Consider the following 14,340-nt stretch of genomic DNA (forward strand, 5'->3'; position numbering starts at 1 on the left):
GAAACCCCTTTATCAGTATTTTCCGCTCAACGTCTCGCGAACCGCCGCGACAATGGTCTCCACCTGCGGGATGCAGATCCGCTCGATCTTCCGCGAGTAGGGCATCGGCACGTCGAGCCCCGACACCCGCCGCACCGGCGTCAGGAGCCGGTCGAAACACTCCTCGGCTATGGTGGCGGCCAGGTGTCCCCCGAGGCCGGCGGTGCGCCAGCACTCCTCCACCACCACGGCCCGGCCGGTCTTCTTTACCGATGCCACGAAAGATTCCGTGTCCAGCGGCGAGAGGGTCCGCAGGTCCACCACCTCGCAGGAGACACCCTCCTTCTCCAACTCCGCCGCGGCCTGCAGCGCCAGGATGGTCATCCGGGAATAGGCGACGACCGTCACGTCGGTCCCTTCCCGCTTCACCTCGGCCTTCCCCAAGGGAACCAGGAACTCCGGGTCGTCGGGCACCTCCCCCTTGCTGTTGTAGAGGAGCTCGTGCTCCAGGAACATGACAGGGTTGTTGTCGCGGATGGAAGCCTTCAGGAGCCCCCTGGCGTCGGCCGGGGTGGCCGGCACCGCCACATGGATGCCGGGGCAGTGCATGAAGTAGGTCTCCAGGCTCTGGGAGTGCTGGGCCGCCAGCTGGCTCCCCCCGCCTCCCGGGGCCCGGATCACCATGGGGAGATGGGTCTGCCCTCCGAACATGGAGCGGATCTTGGCCATGTGGTTCACGATCTGGTCCATGGCGAGAAGGGCGAAGTTCACCGTCATCAACTCCGCCACGGGCCTCAAGCCCCCCATGGCCGCACCGATGGAGACCCCCACGATGGTGTTCTCGGAGATGGGAGTATCCTTCACCCGCTCCTCGCCGAACTCAGACAACAGCCCCCGGGTCACCTTGAAGGAGCCTTCGTACAGGGCCACATCCTCGCCCCAGACGACCACGGACGGGTCGCGGCGCATCTCTTCCTTCAGGGCCAGGTTCAGGGCGTCGCGGTAGGTCATTTCGGTCATTTGTCAAACCTCCAGAATTTGCCACTAAGACACGGAAACACAGGGGAAATCAGCCGGGCGGGGACTAACGCACCTTGAGCAGTCGTTCACTCCGCCAGACCCGGACAATGCGCACACGGGTTTTGTCGAGACGATAGACGATACGAAACGGAGGATGGATAATCTCCCGCAAATGGGCGACCCCAAACTCGGGCACGATACGGCCGCTTTCGGGATAGTCGGCAAGCTGTTCCACATGGGAAATCACCTCTCCGATCAATCGCTCGCCCACGTCAGGAACCTGCTGGTCAGCATACCATGAGCGAATATCCTCAATATCCTCGACCGCCGAAACGGCAAAGGTGATCGTATGTTTTTGCGGCATGGTTTCAGCTCAGGCCAAGGCGGCTTTTCACATCCGCAAGGTCCAGTTCCCGCCCCTCTTCCAGGTCCATCAACCCCTGGACGACCCCCCGCAGAAATGCCCGCTCCTCCGTTTCCGTCTCGTAATCCTTAAGCGACTGGACAACGGCAACGCCTCGTCCCCGGTTGGTCAACAGCACTGGCCGGTGGGTTTTGTCAACCTGATTGACTATCCGACCGGGATTAACCTTCATATCGCTCAGCGGGACGATGTCTTCTGAAAACTTGGTGGATGGTTGCATGGTTCCTCCTCAAAAGTACCTCTTATAGCACCAACAATAGCACCGGTTAAAAGGACTAACAAGAAATCAATTTGCCACATTCGGGCCGCTGAACCGCTTGGTTTCGTAACCCGCCAATTCTCGACTTGCTACGGTTTGCACCCAACACACCCTGCCTTCCTGCCCTTGTCTTTCTCCGTGTCTCCGTGGCAGATTTTTACACATAGATATCCTCCCACACTTCCCCATCCTCCGGCCACGGCGACTCCTCGGCAAACGCCACCGCCTCGGCCACCGTCACCAGGGCCTGCTGCCGGATCCCCTCCAGCTGGGCCTCGGTGGCTATCTCCTCCTCCACCAGCCGGTTCGCGAAGGCCGGGATGGGGTCGCGGCTTTTCCACAACTCCACCTCGGCGAGGCTGCGATACTTGCCGGGGTCAGCCATGGAGTGCCCCCGGAAGCGGTAGGTGATCGCCTCGATGAGATAGGGGCGGTTGTGTTCCCGCACCCACTCGGCCGCCCATTTGACAGCCTCATACACCGCGACCACGTCCATGCCGTAGACCCGCTCCGACGGGATGTCATAGCCGCAGGTCCGCCGATGGATGTCGGGCAGGGCCGAGGCCCGCGCCACCGAGGTGCCGATGCCGTAGTGGTTGTTCTCGCAGATGAAAAGGGCCGGCAACTCCCAGAGCCGGGCCCAGTTGAGGGATTCGTGGAAAGTCCCCTGGTTCACGGCGCCGTCGCCGAAGAAGCAGGCGGCAATCCGCCCCTCTTTCCGGTATTTGGCGGCGAAGGCCAGCCCCACGGCAATGGGGAACTGGCCTCCGACAATGGCATATCCCCCCATGAAGGAGAGGTTCGGGTCGAAGAGGTGCATGGAGCCCCCCTTCCCCTTGCAGATGCCGGTTCGCTTCCCGAAGAGCTCGGCCATGACCCGCCGCGGCTCGGCCCCCCGGACGATGGCCTGGGCGTGCTCCCGGTAGGCGGAGAGGATGTAGTCTTCCCGGTGGAGGCCGGCCGTGGCCCCCACGGCCACCGCCTCCTGGCCGCTGTAGAGGTGGAGGAAGCCGGTGATGTGCCCCTTGGTGTACTGTTCGGCGCACGACTCCTCGAACTCGCGGGAGAGGACCATCTGCTCGTACATCCTGAGGAGTTCTGCGTCGGAAAGAATGGCGCGGAGTTTCGATTCCATGGGAACCTCGCTATCTGTGCGGGTCGGGCTCGCTCTCGGGCCGCCCCGGTGAGTTCAACGTGAAAAAGAAGGTGGCTCCTGCATCTACCTTTGCTTCGGCCCAGATCTCCCCGCCGTGCCGCCGGATAATCCGCTGGACCGCTGCGAGGCCGATGCCGGCGCCTTCGTATTCATCGGCCCCGTGGAGCCGCTCAAAGGCGCCGAAGAGCCTGTCGGCATACCGCATGTCGAAGCCGACGCCGTTGTCCCGGACGAAGAAGACCCGCCTCCCGCCGGTTTCCGAGGCGCCAAATTCGATTCGAGCCTCGCTGCGGGTTTCGGTGAACTTCCACGCGTTGCCGAAGAGGTGTTCCAGCCCTATCCGGAGAAGGTCTGCGTCTCCCTTGGCCGCTATGCCGTCAGCCACCGTAAACGAAACCCGGCGTCCCGGCCCGGAGGCTGCCAGCTCGGCGGAGATTTCACGGACCATGCCGCTCAGATCGACCGTGGAAATTCGCAACGGATCCCTGGCGAGCCGGGCAAGCTGCAGCAGGCTGTCTATGTGCAGCTTCATGCGCCGAATTCCCGCCTCTATCCGCTCCAGGCACTGCCGCCCCCCTTCGTCGATCTGCTCGGCATGATCTTCCGCAAGGATGCGGCTGAAGCTCTCCATATGCCGCAAGGGGGCTCGCAGGTCATGGGAGACCGAATAGCTGAACGACTCCAGCTCCCGGTTGGAACCCTCGAGCTGGGCGGTCCGCTGGGCGACCCGCCGTTCCAGGTTGGCATTGAGGCAGCGGACTTTATCTTCAGCGAGGCGGCGCTCGCGGATTTCCGCCTCCAACTGCCGGTTGGCCTCCTCCAGGTCCGCGGTCCGCAGGAGGACCTTCTGGCGCAGCATTCCCGGCTGTCTCAGCATGAGATAGGCAAGAAACGCCAGGATGCCGCTGATCCCCCCCACCAGGAGGTAATTCAGGGGGGAAAATGGAGAGTTCTGCCATCCGTGCTTCGGCGCCACGGCCAACTTCCACTTCCCGTTGGGGACATCGATGGTACTTTCCACCGGTGCCTGGAGCGGACCGTCGGAGCGGGCAATGGATTCCCAGCGGCCGGTATCCGGGTTGAGCCGGGTAAGTTCATACCCGCAGTCACCCTTTTCGAGGGATTCCAGATTGCTTGCCGTGATCAGGTCCGGGAGGCGCATCATGACCGTGACGAAGCCCCAGAAGCGCTCCCCACCGACTCCGTCGGGAACGAAAACCGCCAGCCTGCCGATGGCCCCCACCCCCCCCTGCCTCAGCTCGAAAGGGCCGGCAAGGGCTATTTGCCGGCTCTCGACCGCCCGCAGCGCCTCGGTGCGCCGCAGGGGATCTTGGAGAAGATTGTGGCCAATGGCCTTTTCGTTGCCGGCCAGGGGGTAGATTGTGGTAATGACCCCCCCCGGAGCGAGCTGGAGGCTGTTGATTCCGCCGTAGATCCGGATCATCTCGGCGGCAAGGGCGTCGAAGTCCCTGATGGTGCCAGCCTGGCGCAGGATGGCGGCGAGAGCGTAGGAGGCAGACAGAGAACTGGATATCTGATGCTCCAGCGAATGGGCAGCGCCCATGGCCAACTGGGCCACGTTCCGGCGCTGCTCATGCCGGCGTCCCTGCTCCACCTGGTGCACAAAGAACGCGCCGGCTCCCAGGAAAACAGCGAAGAGCAGTACCGCCCCCCCTATCGGGCCGCCATTTCTCATGGCTTCATCCCCCACGCGACAGTCAATCCTCCTGCTGGGCTGCAAACGCCGCACTTACCCCAGGGTAAAGAAGAAGGTGGCGCCGCTGCCGACAGCCCCCTCGGCCCAGATCCGTCCGCCGTGGCGAACGATAATCCGCTGCACCGTGGCAAGCCCGACCCCTATCCCTTCGAACTCCGCGGAGCTGTGCAGCCGCTGGAACACGCCGAAGAGCCTGTCGGCGTACTTCATGTCGAAGCCGGCGCCGTTGTCCCTGATGAAAAAAACCCGCTCCCCCCCGCTCCCGTCGGCGCCGAACTCGATCAGCGCCCCCTCCGTCCCCCCGGTATATTTCCAGGCATTGCCCAGGAGGTTTTCGAGGGCTACCCGCAAAAGCCCGGCATCACCCGACACCACAATGCCGTCGGCAATCCTGAACGTCACGGAACGGCCGGGATCGCCCCCCTGGAATTCCGCGGCGACCTCCCGGGCCATGGCGCTGAGATCGACTTTCTGCCGGACCAGTTCCCCCCGGCTCACCCGGGACAATTCGAGGAGATGGTCGATGAGTTCCTTCATCCGGTCGCCGGCCTTGCAGATCCGCATCAGGACCTGTCTGCCGTTTTCGTCCAGGGAACCGGCATGCTCTTCCCTGAGGATCCGGGTAAATCCTTCGATGGTGCACAGGGGCGCCCGAAGATCGTGGGATACCGAATAGCTGAACGATTCCAGCTCCTGATTGGCGGACGCCAGCTGGGAGGTTCTCTTGGCGACCTGCTGCTCCAGGTCGGCGTTGAGGCGCCGGACCTCCTCCTCGACCCGCACCCGCTCCCGGACCTCCGCTTCGAGGCGGCTCCTGGCAGCCTCGAGCTCGGCCGTTCGTTTCGCCACCTCGCAGCGCAGCAGCTCCGGCTGGCGCTGCACCACATAGGCGAGGCCGGCAAGGGCAAGGCTGACGCCCAGGACCGTGGCGCCGTACAACAGGATTTCGGAGAGCGTGAGCCACCCCGCAGACGGCGACACCGCCAGCACCCATTTGCCGTTGGGAACAGGGAAGGTGAACTCGACCGGGTCCGTCAGCGAAGTGCCGCCCCCATGGGCGAATGCTATTTTTTCGCCGGTGTTGGGGTGAATTCGGGACACCTGATACGCATAGCCGTTCTTCTCGAGCAGACCCAGGTTGCCGGCAGCCATCAACGCCGGCAACCGGATAATCACGGCGGTGAATCCCCAGAATCGCTCCCCACCCCGGCCATCGGGAAGAAACACCGCCTGTCTGCCAACGACCGCCGTCCCCCCCTGCCTCAGCTCAAAGGGACCGTCGAGGGACAGCCGGCGCGACTCGATGGCCCGCAAAGCTTCGAAGCTGCGGGCAGGATCACGGAGGATGTCAAATCCGACAGCCTTTTCGTTGCCGGCCAGGGGGTAGACCTGGGTGATGACACCATTGGGCACTAGCTGGAGGGCGCTGATTTCGCCGTAGACGTTGATCATCTCGGCCGACAGGGCATCGAAGTTCTCTATCCTGCCGTTTTGTCGCAGTATTGCGGCAAGGGCGCTGGTGGCCGACAGGGAGCGGAAAAGCTGGCGCTCAAGGGAGTAGGCGGCGTTGGCGGCAATCTGTGATACGGCCTGGCGACACTCCTGTTGCCGTGCGCGCACCAGTTCTCCGGCAAGCACCGCGCCGATCCCCATGAAAAGGGAAAACACCAGCAGCGCCCATAGGACCGCCCTGTTCAAACGCACCGGTTCTTCCCCCCGTCACGCCCCATGGGCTCCCCCATTCCGCGCCCCTACACGTTCCCACTTTTCACGAAGTTCAGGGTCCCGCCGGCCAGGAGTTCCTGTCGCTGCCGGTCGGAAACCTCCAGAAGGGTGACGATCTCCCGTCCCTCCACCTGCACCGGTATCTCCGTGGCACCGGAGGCCACGAGCCGCCTGACGTCGGGAAAGACCAGGCGGTCCCCCTGCTTCAGGAGGTCATAGTCCGCGAGACTTTTGAAGGTGAGCGGCAGGATGCCGAAGTTGACCAGATTGGCCTTGTGGATACGGGCGAAGCTCTTGACGATCTTGGCCCGGATGCCCAGATAGCGGGGGGCCAGGGCCGCGTGTTCCCGGCTCGACCCCTGGCCGTAGTTCTCCCCGCCGATGACCACGCCGCTCCCCTTCTCTTTCGCCCGCGTGTGAAACTCGGGATCCAGCTGCTCGAAAACGAACTGGCTGATGGCGGGGATGTTGCTGCGGTAGGGGAGGACCTTGTTGCCGGCCGGCATGATGGTGTCAGTGGAGATGTTGTCCCCCACGGTGAGGATGACCTCCGCCTCCAGGGTCTCGGGGAGGGGGTCGAAGTCGGGGAACGGGACGATGTTGGGGCCGGTGACGATTGCCACCTGATTCGCCTCCTCCGGTGGGAGGGGGAAGATGATGCTGGAGTCGTCCAGGACGTATTTCGCCGGATTCTGCACGTTGGGCCACGGCATGAGGCTCTCCAGCTTGCGGGGGTCGGTGACCACGCCGAAGATGCCGGCGGCGGCCGCCGTCTCGGGGGAGCAGAGGTAGACTTTGTCATCCTTCGTGCCGCTTCTCCCCGGGAAGTTGCGGGGGAAGGTGCGGAGGCTCACCTGGTTGGTCCCCGGCGCCTGTCCCATGCCGATGCAGCCGAGGCACCCCGGTTGGTGGATCTGGGCACCGGCCAGCAGGAGCATCATGATCCCCCCCTGGTCGGCCACGTTCTCCAGCACCTGGCGGCTGCCGGGATTCACGTTGAAGGAAACGTGGGGGGCGACGCGGCGGCCGTCCAGGATGCAGCAGACGGACATGAGATCCCGGAAGGCGGAGTTGGCTGAACTCCCCACCAGCACCTGATCCACCTTGAGCCCCTCGATGTCGGCCACCCGCACCACGTTGCCCGGCGACGAGGGGCATGCGATGAGGGGCTCCACCGTGGCGAGGTCGATCTCTTCGTATTCGTCGTAGGCGGCGTCCGGGTCGGCGGCAAGCTCCTGCCAGGCCTGACCACGCCCCTGGGCCTCCAGGAACTCCCGGGTCCGGTGGTCCGAGGGGAAGAGGGAGGTGGTGGCCCCCAGCTCCGCCCCCATGTTGCCGATGATGGCCCGGTCGGTGGCCGAGAGGGTGGCCACGCCGGGGCCGTAGTACTCGATGATCTTCCCGACGCCCCCCTTCACCGTGTGGCGACGGAGCATCTCCAGGATCACGTCCTTGGCCGAGACCCAGGGCTGGAGCTCTCCCGTGAGCTTCACCCCCCAGATCTTCGGGCAGGGGAGGTGGAAGGGATGCCCGGCCATGGCCAGGGAGACGTCGAGCCCCCCGGCGCCGATGGCGATCATGGAGAGGCCGGCGGCGGAGGTGGTGTGGGAGTCGGCCCCGAGCATGGTCTTGCCCGGCACGCCGAAGCGCTCCAGGTGCACCTGGTGGGAGACCCCGTTCCCCGGCTTGGAAACGAGGATGCCGAACCGCTGGGCCGCGGTCATGAGGAAGACATGGTCGTCGGCGTTGCGGTTGTCGGTCTGGAGGAGGTTATGGTCGATGTACTGGGCCGCCAGCTCCACCTTCACCCGGTCGACCCCCATGGCGATGAACTCCAGCATCGCCATGGTGCCGGTGGCGTCCTGGAGGAGCGCGTGGTCGATCTTCAGGGCGATCTCGGTGCCCGGCTTCAGTTCACCCTTGACGAGATGCGCTTCGAGGATCTTTGTTGCGAGGTTCTTGGACATATCACTCTCCTCATTGGACCGTAGGGGCGGGGTTTCCCCGCCCTGGGCGCGGGAACCGTGCCCCTACCCGTCACACATGTATCGCCCGCTTCTCCACATCCAGGGCCGCTTCCTTCATGGCCTCGGCAAGGGTCGGGTGGGCGTGGAAGGTCATGGCGATGTCGGCAGCGCTGCCGCCGTAGGTCATGACGGTGACCGCCTCGGCGATGAGGTCCGAGGCCCGTGGACCGATGACGTGGATACCGAGGACCCGGCCGGTGTCTGGGGTGGCAAGAATCTTCACGAACCCCTCCGTCTCGTCCATGCACTTGGCGCGGCCATTGGCCATGAAGGGGAACTTACCGACACTGTACGCGACTCCCTCCGCCTTCAGCTGCTCCTCGGTCCGCCCCACGCCGGCCGCTTCGGGCCACGTATACACGATACCAGGGATGAAGGCATAGTCCACCACCGAGGCCTGACCGGCGAGCCGCTCGGCGAAGACCTCCCCCTCCACCATGGCCTTGTGGGCCAGCATGGGGCCGTGGATCAGGTCGCCGATGGCGTAGACCCCCGGCACCGAGGTCAGGTAGTTTGCGTCCACCGCGATCCGCCCCTCCTCCAGCCGGACTCCCAGATCCTCCAGGCCGAGCCCCGCCGTGAGGGGGCGACGCCCAGCCGCCACCAGCACCTTGTCGCAGGCGATCTCTTCGGTGGCCCCGCCGGACTCCACGGTGACCACGGCCTTACCGTCCCGTTTGGCGAAGCCGGTCACCTTTGTCTCCATCCTGAAGGCGATTCCCTGCTTTTTAAGGGAGCGCATCAGGGTGTCGGCCACCTGGCCGTCGGTGTTGGGGAGCATCTTCGGCAGCATCTCCACCACCGTCACCTGGCTCCCGAGCCGCCGCCACACCGACCCGAGCTCCAGGCCCACGTACCCCGCCCCCACCACCAGCAGATGCTCCGGCACCCGGTCGAAGGAGAGGGCCTCCCGGGCGCTCGCCACCGTGTCTCCGTCAAAGGGCATGAAGGGGATCGCCGCGGCCTCGCTGCCGGTGGCCAGGAGCACCCGCTTCCCCCGGAGCTGCTGCGTCCCCTCGCTCGTCGTCACCTCCACCCCATGGGCGCCATCCCGCACACCGGCGAGGCGCGCCGTCCCCTGCACCCAGGCGATCTTGTTCTTCTTGAGGAGAAAGGCGACCCCGTCGGTCAGCTTTTTCACCACATCGTCCTTGCGGGCCATCATCCGGGCCAGGTCGAGCCGCGGCGGATCAATGGCGATACCGTGGCCGGCGAACCGGTCCCGGGCCAGGGAAAAGAGCTCCGAGGAGTCCAGGAGAGCCTTGCTGGGGATGCACCCCTCATTGAGACAGACTCCGCCCAGGGCCTCCCGCTTCTCCACCACAGCCACGGTCATGCCGAGCTGGGCCCCGCGGATGGCGGCCACGTATCCGCCGGGGCCAGCGCCGATGACGATGAGGTCGTATGTGTCGTTGGCCATGAATCCTCCCGATCTGTTGCCGTGAAATTTCGTGTTCGCGCCTGAAGGAGGGCTGCTTCTTTGTTCCCGTCACTCGTCCAGCCGGAAGATGATTTCAAACGTTCCCCCCTGAAGGCGATCCCAGACCCCCGTGTCCGGAGACGTCACCGGGTAGGCCGGATCGATTGCATCCCGCAGATGGGGCATGGAAAACCGGAGGCTGAACTCTCCCTGGTCGAGGATAACCCCCATCCCTTCAAGACGTGTCCGTTCATTGGCCTCAACGCTCCGGCTTCCAGACGGTGGTGCCGTGATGACCGGTTCCAGGGAGCGAATTTCGGGGGGGCGCCCCTGAAAGGCGACAAGTTGTCGAAGCACGTCGCGGGCCCCTGCGCTCCCCTGGCGGGACGCCTTCCCCAGCCAATCCATGGCCTGCACCTTGTCCACCGGCACACCGTCGCCGGAAAGAAGCAGCATGCCATAGGCGTACTGTGCCTCAGCATCGCCACCGGCCGCCGCCCTGGCAATCCAGCCAGCGGCTTGCTTTCGATCCTGCTTCACCCCCGTCCCCTCATAGTAGAGAGTCCCGAGGGAATACTGAGCCTGCACGTGCCCCCGCTCCGCCGCCATTTTCATGAATCGGGCCGCCTCCGCCGTATTACGCGCCACACTGCCGTTAAGGAGCATCAGCGCCAGCCGAAAGGAGGCGCTGGCGTCCCCCCGCTGCGCTGCGGCCCTGATCCGAGAATACTCATGCGCCGCCGCAGTCTTGGCCCCCTTGGCTCCTCGGGCAACGGCCGATGCCGACGGCTCCGGCATGCCCAGAAACAGGGTCGCCAGCACGGAGCAGATCACCGCTGTCGTCAATTTATCCTTCAAGGAAGAGCTCCTCGGGCTCTTCCACGTACTCCTTCACCTTCTTCAGGAACCCCACCGCCTCGCGGCCGTCGATGATCCGGTGGTCATAGGAAAGGGCCAGGTACATCATGGGGCGGGCCACGATCTGGCCGTCGCGGACCACGGGGCGCTCCTGGACGGCGTGCATGCCGAGGACCCCGCTCTGGGGCGGGTTGAGGATGGGGGTGGAGAGGAGGGAACCATAGACCCCGCCGTTGGAGATGCTGAAGGTACCCCCCTGGAGATCCGAGAGCTCCAGCCGGTTGGTCGTGATCTTCTCCACGAACCCCGCGATGGCCGTCTCGATCTCGGCGAAGGAGAGCCGGTCGGCATCGCGGAGGACCGGCACCACGAGCCCCTTCTCGGCGCCGATGGCGATGCCGATGTGGTAGTAGTGGTGGCGGACGATGTCGTCTCCGTCGATGGAGGCGTTCACCGCCGGAAACTCCTTCAGGGCCTCCACGCAGGCCTTCACGAAGAACGACATGAAACCGAGGGAGATCCCGTGCTTCTTCTGAAAGTGCTCCTTGTACTTCTTCCGCAGTTCCATCACCCGCCCCAGGTCCGCCTCGTTGAAGGTGGTGAGCATGGCGGTCTGCTGCCGGACCGCCAGGAGACGCTCGGCGATCCGCTTGCGGATGGGGGTCATGGGGGTGCGGGTGATGCGATCCCTCTCGGCCGCCTGCTCCTTCGGCTCAGGGGCGGGAGAAGTGGCCGGGGCAAAAAGCGGCGGCTGTTGCGAAGGGGGTGAGGGTGCGGCTTCTTCTGCAGCTTTTCCCTCCCCCTTCAAAAGGTCGTCCACCGTCACCCGCCCACCACGTCCGGTCCCCTGGACGCTCTCCGGGCTGATCCCCCGCTCCTGGGCGATCTTCCTGGCGGCCGGCGACAGGGGAGGGGCCTCCTTGGGCGCTGCGGGCTGTTCAGGAGCCGGTGCGCCGGCCGCCACGGCCCCCTCCGTGATGATGCCGATGACGGTGCCGATCTTCACCGTGGTCCCCTCCGCCACCAGGACGGTGAGGACGCCGTCGGCCTCGGCGTTGATCTCCATGGTGATCTTGTCGGTCTCGATCTCACAGACCGGCTCGTCCTTCCTGACCGCCTCGCCATTCAGTTTCAGCCACTTTCCCACCAGGGCCTCGAAAACCGATTCACCGACCGAAGGTATCTTGATTTCCATAGGGAAAACCTTTCACGTTCATGGTTGCAGGCAGATCCGTTACCTCGCGGTGACTGCCGGCACCGGTTGCAGACGCCAGATATCCTCGTTGTACTCCCGGATGGTCCGGTCGGTGGAGAACTTGCCGCTGGAGGCGCTGTTGATGATGCTCATACGCGTCCACCGCTCCTGATCCTGGTATGCGGCGTCGACCCTCTCCTGGGCGCCAACGTAGCTGCGGAAATCCGCGGCGACCATCCAGGGATCGTAGGGGCTGGTAATGGCCGTGATGATCGGATCGAATATCCCCGGCTCGAACAGGTTGAAGTGGCCGAACGCCAGCAGGTTCATGACCCGCCCCAGATCGGTGTCGGCATCGATGATGGCGCCAGGGTTGTACCCCGGGCGCGTCGCCTCCACCTCCTCGGCCGTGAGCCCGAACATGAAGAAATTATCGTCCCCCACCTCTTCCCGGATTTCGATGTTGGCGCCATCCAGGGTGCCGATGGTCAGAGCGCCGTTCATCATGAATTTCATGTTGCCGGTGCCCGATGCCTCCTTGCCGGCGGTGGAAATCTGCTCCGACAGGTCGGTGCCGGGGCAGATGACCTCCATGGCCGTGACCCGGTAGTTGGGGAGAAACGCCACCTTGAGCCGGTCCTCCACCTGGGGATCGGCGTTCACCACATGGGCGACATTGTTGATCAGTTTGATGATGAGCTTGGCCATGAAATAGCCGGGTGCCGCCTTGCCGCCGATGAGGACGCTCCGGTTCGTCCATCCGGCGGTGTCGCCGCGCTTGATCCGGTCGTAGAGATGGATGACATGGAGGATATTGAGGAGCTGGCGCTTGTATTCGTGGATCCGCTTCACCTGCACGTCGAACAGGGACTCCGGGTTGAAGGTGACGCCGCACTTGTCCTGGACCAGGGCCGCCAGACGCTCCTTGTTGGCCAGCTTGACCGCCCGCCACTGGCTCCGGAAACCGGCATCGTCGGCGAAATCGGCAATCCGCCTGATCTCACCCAGGTCCGCAACCCAGCCGTCGCCGATGGTGTCCGTCAACAGCCGGCTCAGGCCCGGATTGCACCAGGCGAGCCAGCGGCGCGGCGTGACCCCGTTGGTCTTGTTGTTGAACTTGTGGGGCCAGAGCTCGTAAAAGTCCCGGAACAGACCCTGGGCAAGGAGCTGTGAGTGGAGGGCGGCGACCCCGTTCACGGAAAAACTGCCGACAATGGCCAGATAGGCCATGCGGACCTGGGGGGTCGATCCCTCCTCGATGATGGACATGCGCCGCAGGCGTTCATGGTCGCCGGGCCAGCGGCTGGAGACCTCGGCCAGGAAGTGGGCGTTGATCTCCAGGATGATCTCCAAGAGGCGCGGCAGGAGCTGGCGGAAGAGGGGGAGCGGCCACTTCTCCAGGGCCTCGGGCAGGAGGGTGTGATTGGTGTACGCCATGGTGCGGCTGGTGATCTGCCAGGCCTGGTCCCACCCCATCCCCTGCTCGTCCATCAAAAGGCGCATCAGTTCCGGCACGGCGCAGCTCGGATGGGTGTCGTTCAGCTGAAAGCAGTTTTTCTCGGCAAAGGTGCTGAAATCCCCCTTGCCTATCACGACCCAGCGCTCGATGACATCCTGCAGGCTGGCCGACGCGAGGAAATACTGCTGGCGCAACCGCAGCGCCTTGCCGTTCTCGCTGGCGTCATTGGGGTAGAGCACCATGGTGATGTTTTCGGCTTCGTTCTTGGCGGCAACCGATTCGGTGTAGCTGCCGGCATTGAATTCACCCAGGTTGAAGGCGTCGGTTGCGACCGATTTCCAGAGCCGCAGGGTATTGACCGTGCCGTTCGTGTAGCCCGGCACCGGCGTATCATAGGGAACGGCCAGCACGTCATGGGTATCCACCCACCGGACGCGGGACGCACCGTCATCGGTACGGTAGCGCTCGGTGTGGCCGCCATAGCAGACCCGCTGGGTATACTCCGGGCGCTCTATCTCCCAGGGGTTGCCGTTGCGCAGCCAGTGATCCGGCTCCTCCACCTGCTGACCGTTCACGATCCGCTGCCGGAACATCCCGTACTCATACCGGATGCCGTACCCCGTTACCGGCAGTTGCAGGGTGGCGCAGCTGTCCAGGAAGCAGGCTGCCAGGCGACCCAGGCCGCCGTTGCCGAGTCCCGCGTCGATTTCGGCTTCGGCCAGGTCTTCCATGGAGATGCCGAGGTCCATGAGCGCCTTCGTGGCGGTATCGGTAATGCCGAGATTCAGCATGGCATTGCCCAGGGCGCGCCCCATCAGGAACTCCAGCGACAGATAGTAGCCCCGCTTGCAGTCCGCCTCCAGGTAGGCATAGCGGGTGTTCTTCCAGCGCTCCATGAGGCGGTCGCGGACAGAGAGGGCCAGCGCCTTGTAGTGGTAGTGAACCGACCGGCAGTATTTGTCGCGACCAAGGTTATAGGTGTAGTAATGGCGGAAATCGTCCATCAGGCTCGGCACATCCATCGGCAGGGGGGGGAGATCGGTAAGCCCCGGGCTGTGTACGGTCTTGCTTTTCTTCTTCTGAATCATCAGTACATTCTCC

General features: G+C 64.3%; 11 protein-coding genes. All 11 read right to left on the reverse strand.

What is annotated here, in order from left to right; translation table 11 throughout:
- Nucleotides 1-12 precede the first annotated feature (12 nt).
- Complete coding sequence (locus RCH91_RS07240) at nucleotides 13-999, reverse strand: alpha-ketoacid dehydrogenase subunit beta (protein ID WP_306533953.1); 987 nt, start codon at nucleotides 997-999, stop codon at nucleotides 13-15.
- A 64-nt stretch (nucleotides 1,000-1,063) separates the two neighbouring features.
- Nucleotides 1,064-1,363, reverse strand: a complete 300-nt coding sequence (locus RCH91_RS07245) for a type II toxin-antitoxin system RelE/ParE family toxin (protein ID WP_306533954.1) — start codon at nucleotides 1,361-1,363, stop codon at nucleotides 1,064-1,066.
- A gap of 4 nt (nucleotides 1,364-1,367) precedes the next feature.
- On the reverse strand, nucleotides 1,368-1,643 hold the full coding sequence (locus tag RCH91_RS07250) for a type II toxin-antitoxin system Phd/YefM family antitoxin (protein ID WP_306533955.1): 276 nt from the start codon (nucleotides 1,641-1,643) through the stop codon (nucleotides 1,368-1,370).
- A 196-nt stretch (nucleotides 1,644-1,839) separates the two neighbouring features.
- Nucleotides 1,840-2,817, reverse strand: a complete 978-nt coding sequence (pdhA, locus tag RCH91_RS07255; protein ID WP_306533957.1) for a pyruvate dehydrogenase (acetyl-transferring) E1 component subunit alpha — start codon at nucleotides 2,815-2,817, stop codon at nucleotides 1,840-1,842.
- Between the two features lie 10 nt (nucleotides 2,818-2,827).
- Nucleotides 2,828-4,534, reverse strand: a complete 1,707-nt coding sequence (locus RCH91_RS07260) for an ATP-binding protein (protein ID WP_306533958.1) — start codon at nucleotides 4,532-4,534, stop codon at nucleotides 2,828-2,830.
- 54 nt (nucleotides 4,535-4,588) lie between these two features.
- Nucleotides 4,589-6,259 carry an ATP-binding protein gene (locus RCH91_RS07265; RefSeq protein WP_306533959.1) on the reverse strand — a complete coding sequence of 557 codons (1,671 nt, stop codon included), beginning with the start codon at nucleotides 6,257-6,259 and terminating at the stop codon, nucleotides 4,589-4,591.
- 47 nt (nucleotides 6,260-6,306) lie between these two features.
- Nucleotides 6,307-8,247 carry an aconitate hydratase gene (locus RCH91_RS07270; RefSeq protein WP_306533960.1) on the reverse strand — a complete coding sequence of 647 codons (1,941 nt, stop codon included), beginning with the start codon at nucleotides 8,245-8,247 and terminating at the stop codon, nucleotides 6,307-6,309.
- A 70-nt stretch (nucleotides 8,248-8,317) separates the two neighbouring features.
- Complete coding sequence (gene lpdA / locus RCH91_RS07275) at nucleotides 8,318-9,727, reverse strand: dihydrolipoyl dehydrogenase (RefSeq protein WP_306533961.1); 1,410 nt, start codon at nucleotides 9,725-9,727, stop codon at nucleotides 8,318-8,320.
- A gap of 69 nt (nucleotides 9,728-9,796) precedes the next feature.
- Nucleotides 9,797-10,585, reverse strand: a complete 789-nt coding sequence (locus tag RCH91_RS07280) for a tetratricopeptide repeat protein (RefSeq protein ID WP_306533962.1) — start codon at nucleotides 10,583-10,585, stop codon at nucleotides 9,797-9,799.
- Nucleotides 10,575-11,780, reverse strand: a complete 1,206-nt coding sequence (odhB, locus tag RCH91_RS07285; RefSeq protein ID WP_306533963.1) for a 2-oxoglutarate dehydrogenase complex dihydrolipoyllysine-residue succinyltransferase — start codon at nucleotides 11,778-11,780, stop codon at nucleotides 10,575-10,577. Before odhB ends, RCH91_RS07280 begins: the two co-directional genes overlap by 11 nt.
- Before the next feature lie 39 nt (nucleotides 11,781-11,819).
- A complete protein-coding gene (locus RCH91_RS07290) occupies nucleotides 11,820-14,327 on the reverse strand; it encodes a glycogen/starch/alpha-glucan phosphorylase (protein WP_306533964.1) in 2,508 nt (835 codons plus the stop codon).
- Nucleotides 14,328-14,340: the final 13 nt, after the last annotated feature.

The sequence above is a fragment of the Geobacter sp. genome (assembly GCF_030834625.1).
Classification (GTDB): Bacteria; Desulfobacterota; Desulfuromonadia; order Geobacterales; family Geobacteraceae; genus Geobacter.

Bases quoted from the DNA above. Each gene is read 5' to 3' on its own strand.
- RCH91_RS07260 (WP_306533958.1), bottom strand. From the start codon at position 4,534: ATGAGAAATGGCGGCCCGATAGGGGGGGCGGTACTGCTCTTCGCTGTT.
- RCH91_RS07250 (WP_306533955.1), bottom strand. From the start codon at position 1,643: ATGCAACCATCCACCAAGTTTTCAGAAGACATCGTCCCGCTGAGCGAT.
- odhB (WP_306533963.1), bottom strand. From the start codon at position 11,780: ATGGAAATCAAGATACCTTCGGTCGGTGAATCGGTTTTCGAGGCCCTG.
- RCH91_RS07290 (WP_306533964.1), bottom strand. From the start codon at position 14,327: ATGATTCAGAAGAAGAAAAGCAAGACCGTACACAGCCCGGGGCTTACC.
- RCH91_RS07245 (WP_306533954.1), bottom strand. From the start codon at position 1,363: ATGCCGCAAAAACATACGATCACCTTTGCCGTTTCGGCGGTCGAGGAT.
- RCH91_RS07240 (WP_306533953.1), bottom strand. From the start codon at position 999: ATGACCGAAATGACCTACCGCGACGCCCTGAACCTGGCCCTGAAGGAA.
- lpdA (WP_306533961.1), bottom strand. From the start codon at position 9,727: ATGGCCAACGACACATACGACCTCATCGTCATCGGCGCTGGCCCCGGC.
- RCH91_RS07270 (WP_306533960.1), bottom strand. From the start codon at position 8,247: ATGTCCAAGAACCTCGCAACAAAGATCCTCGAAGCGCATCTCGTCAAG.
- pdhA (WP_306533957.1), bottom strand. From the start codon at position 2,817: ATGGAATCGAAACTCCGCGCCATTCTTTCCGACGCAGAACTCCTCAGG.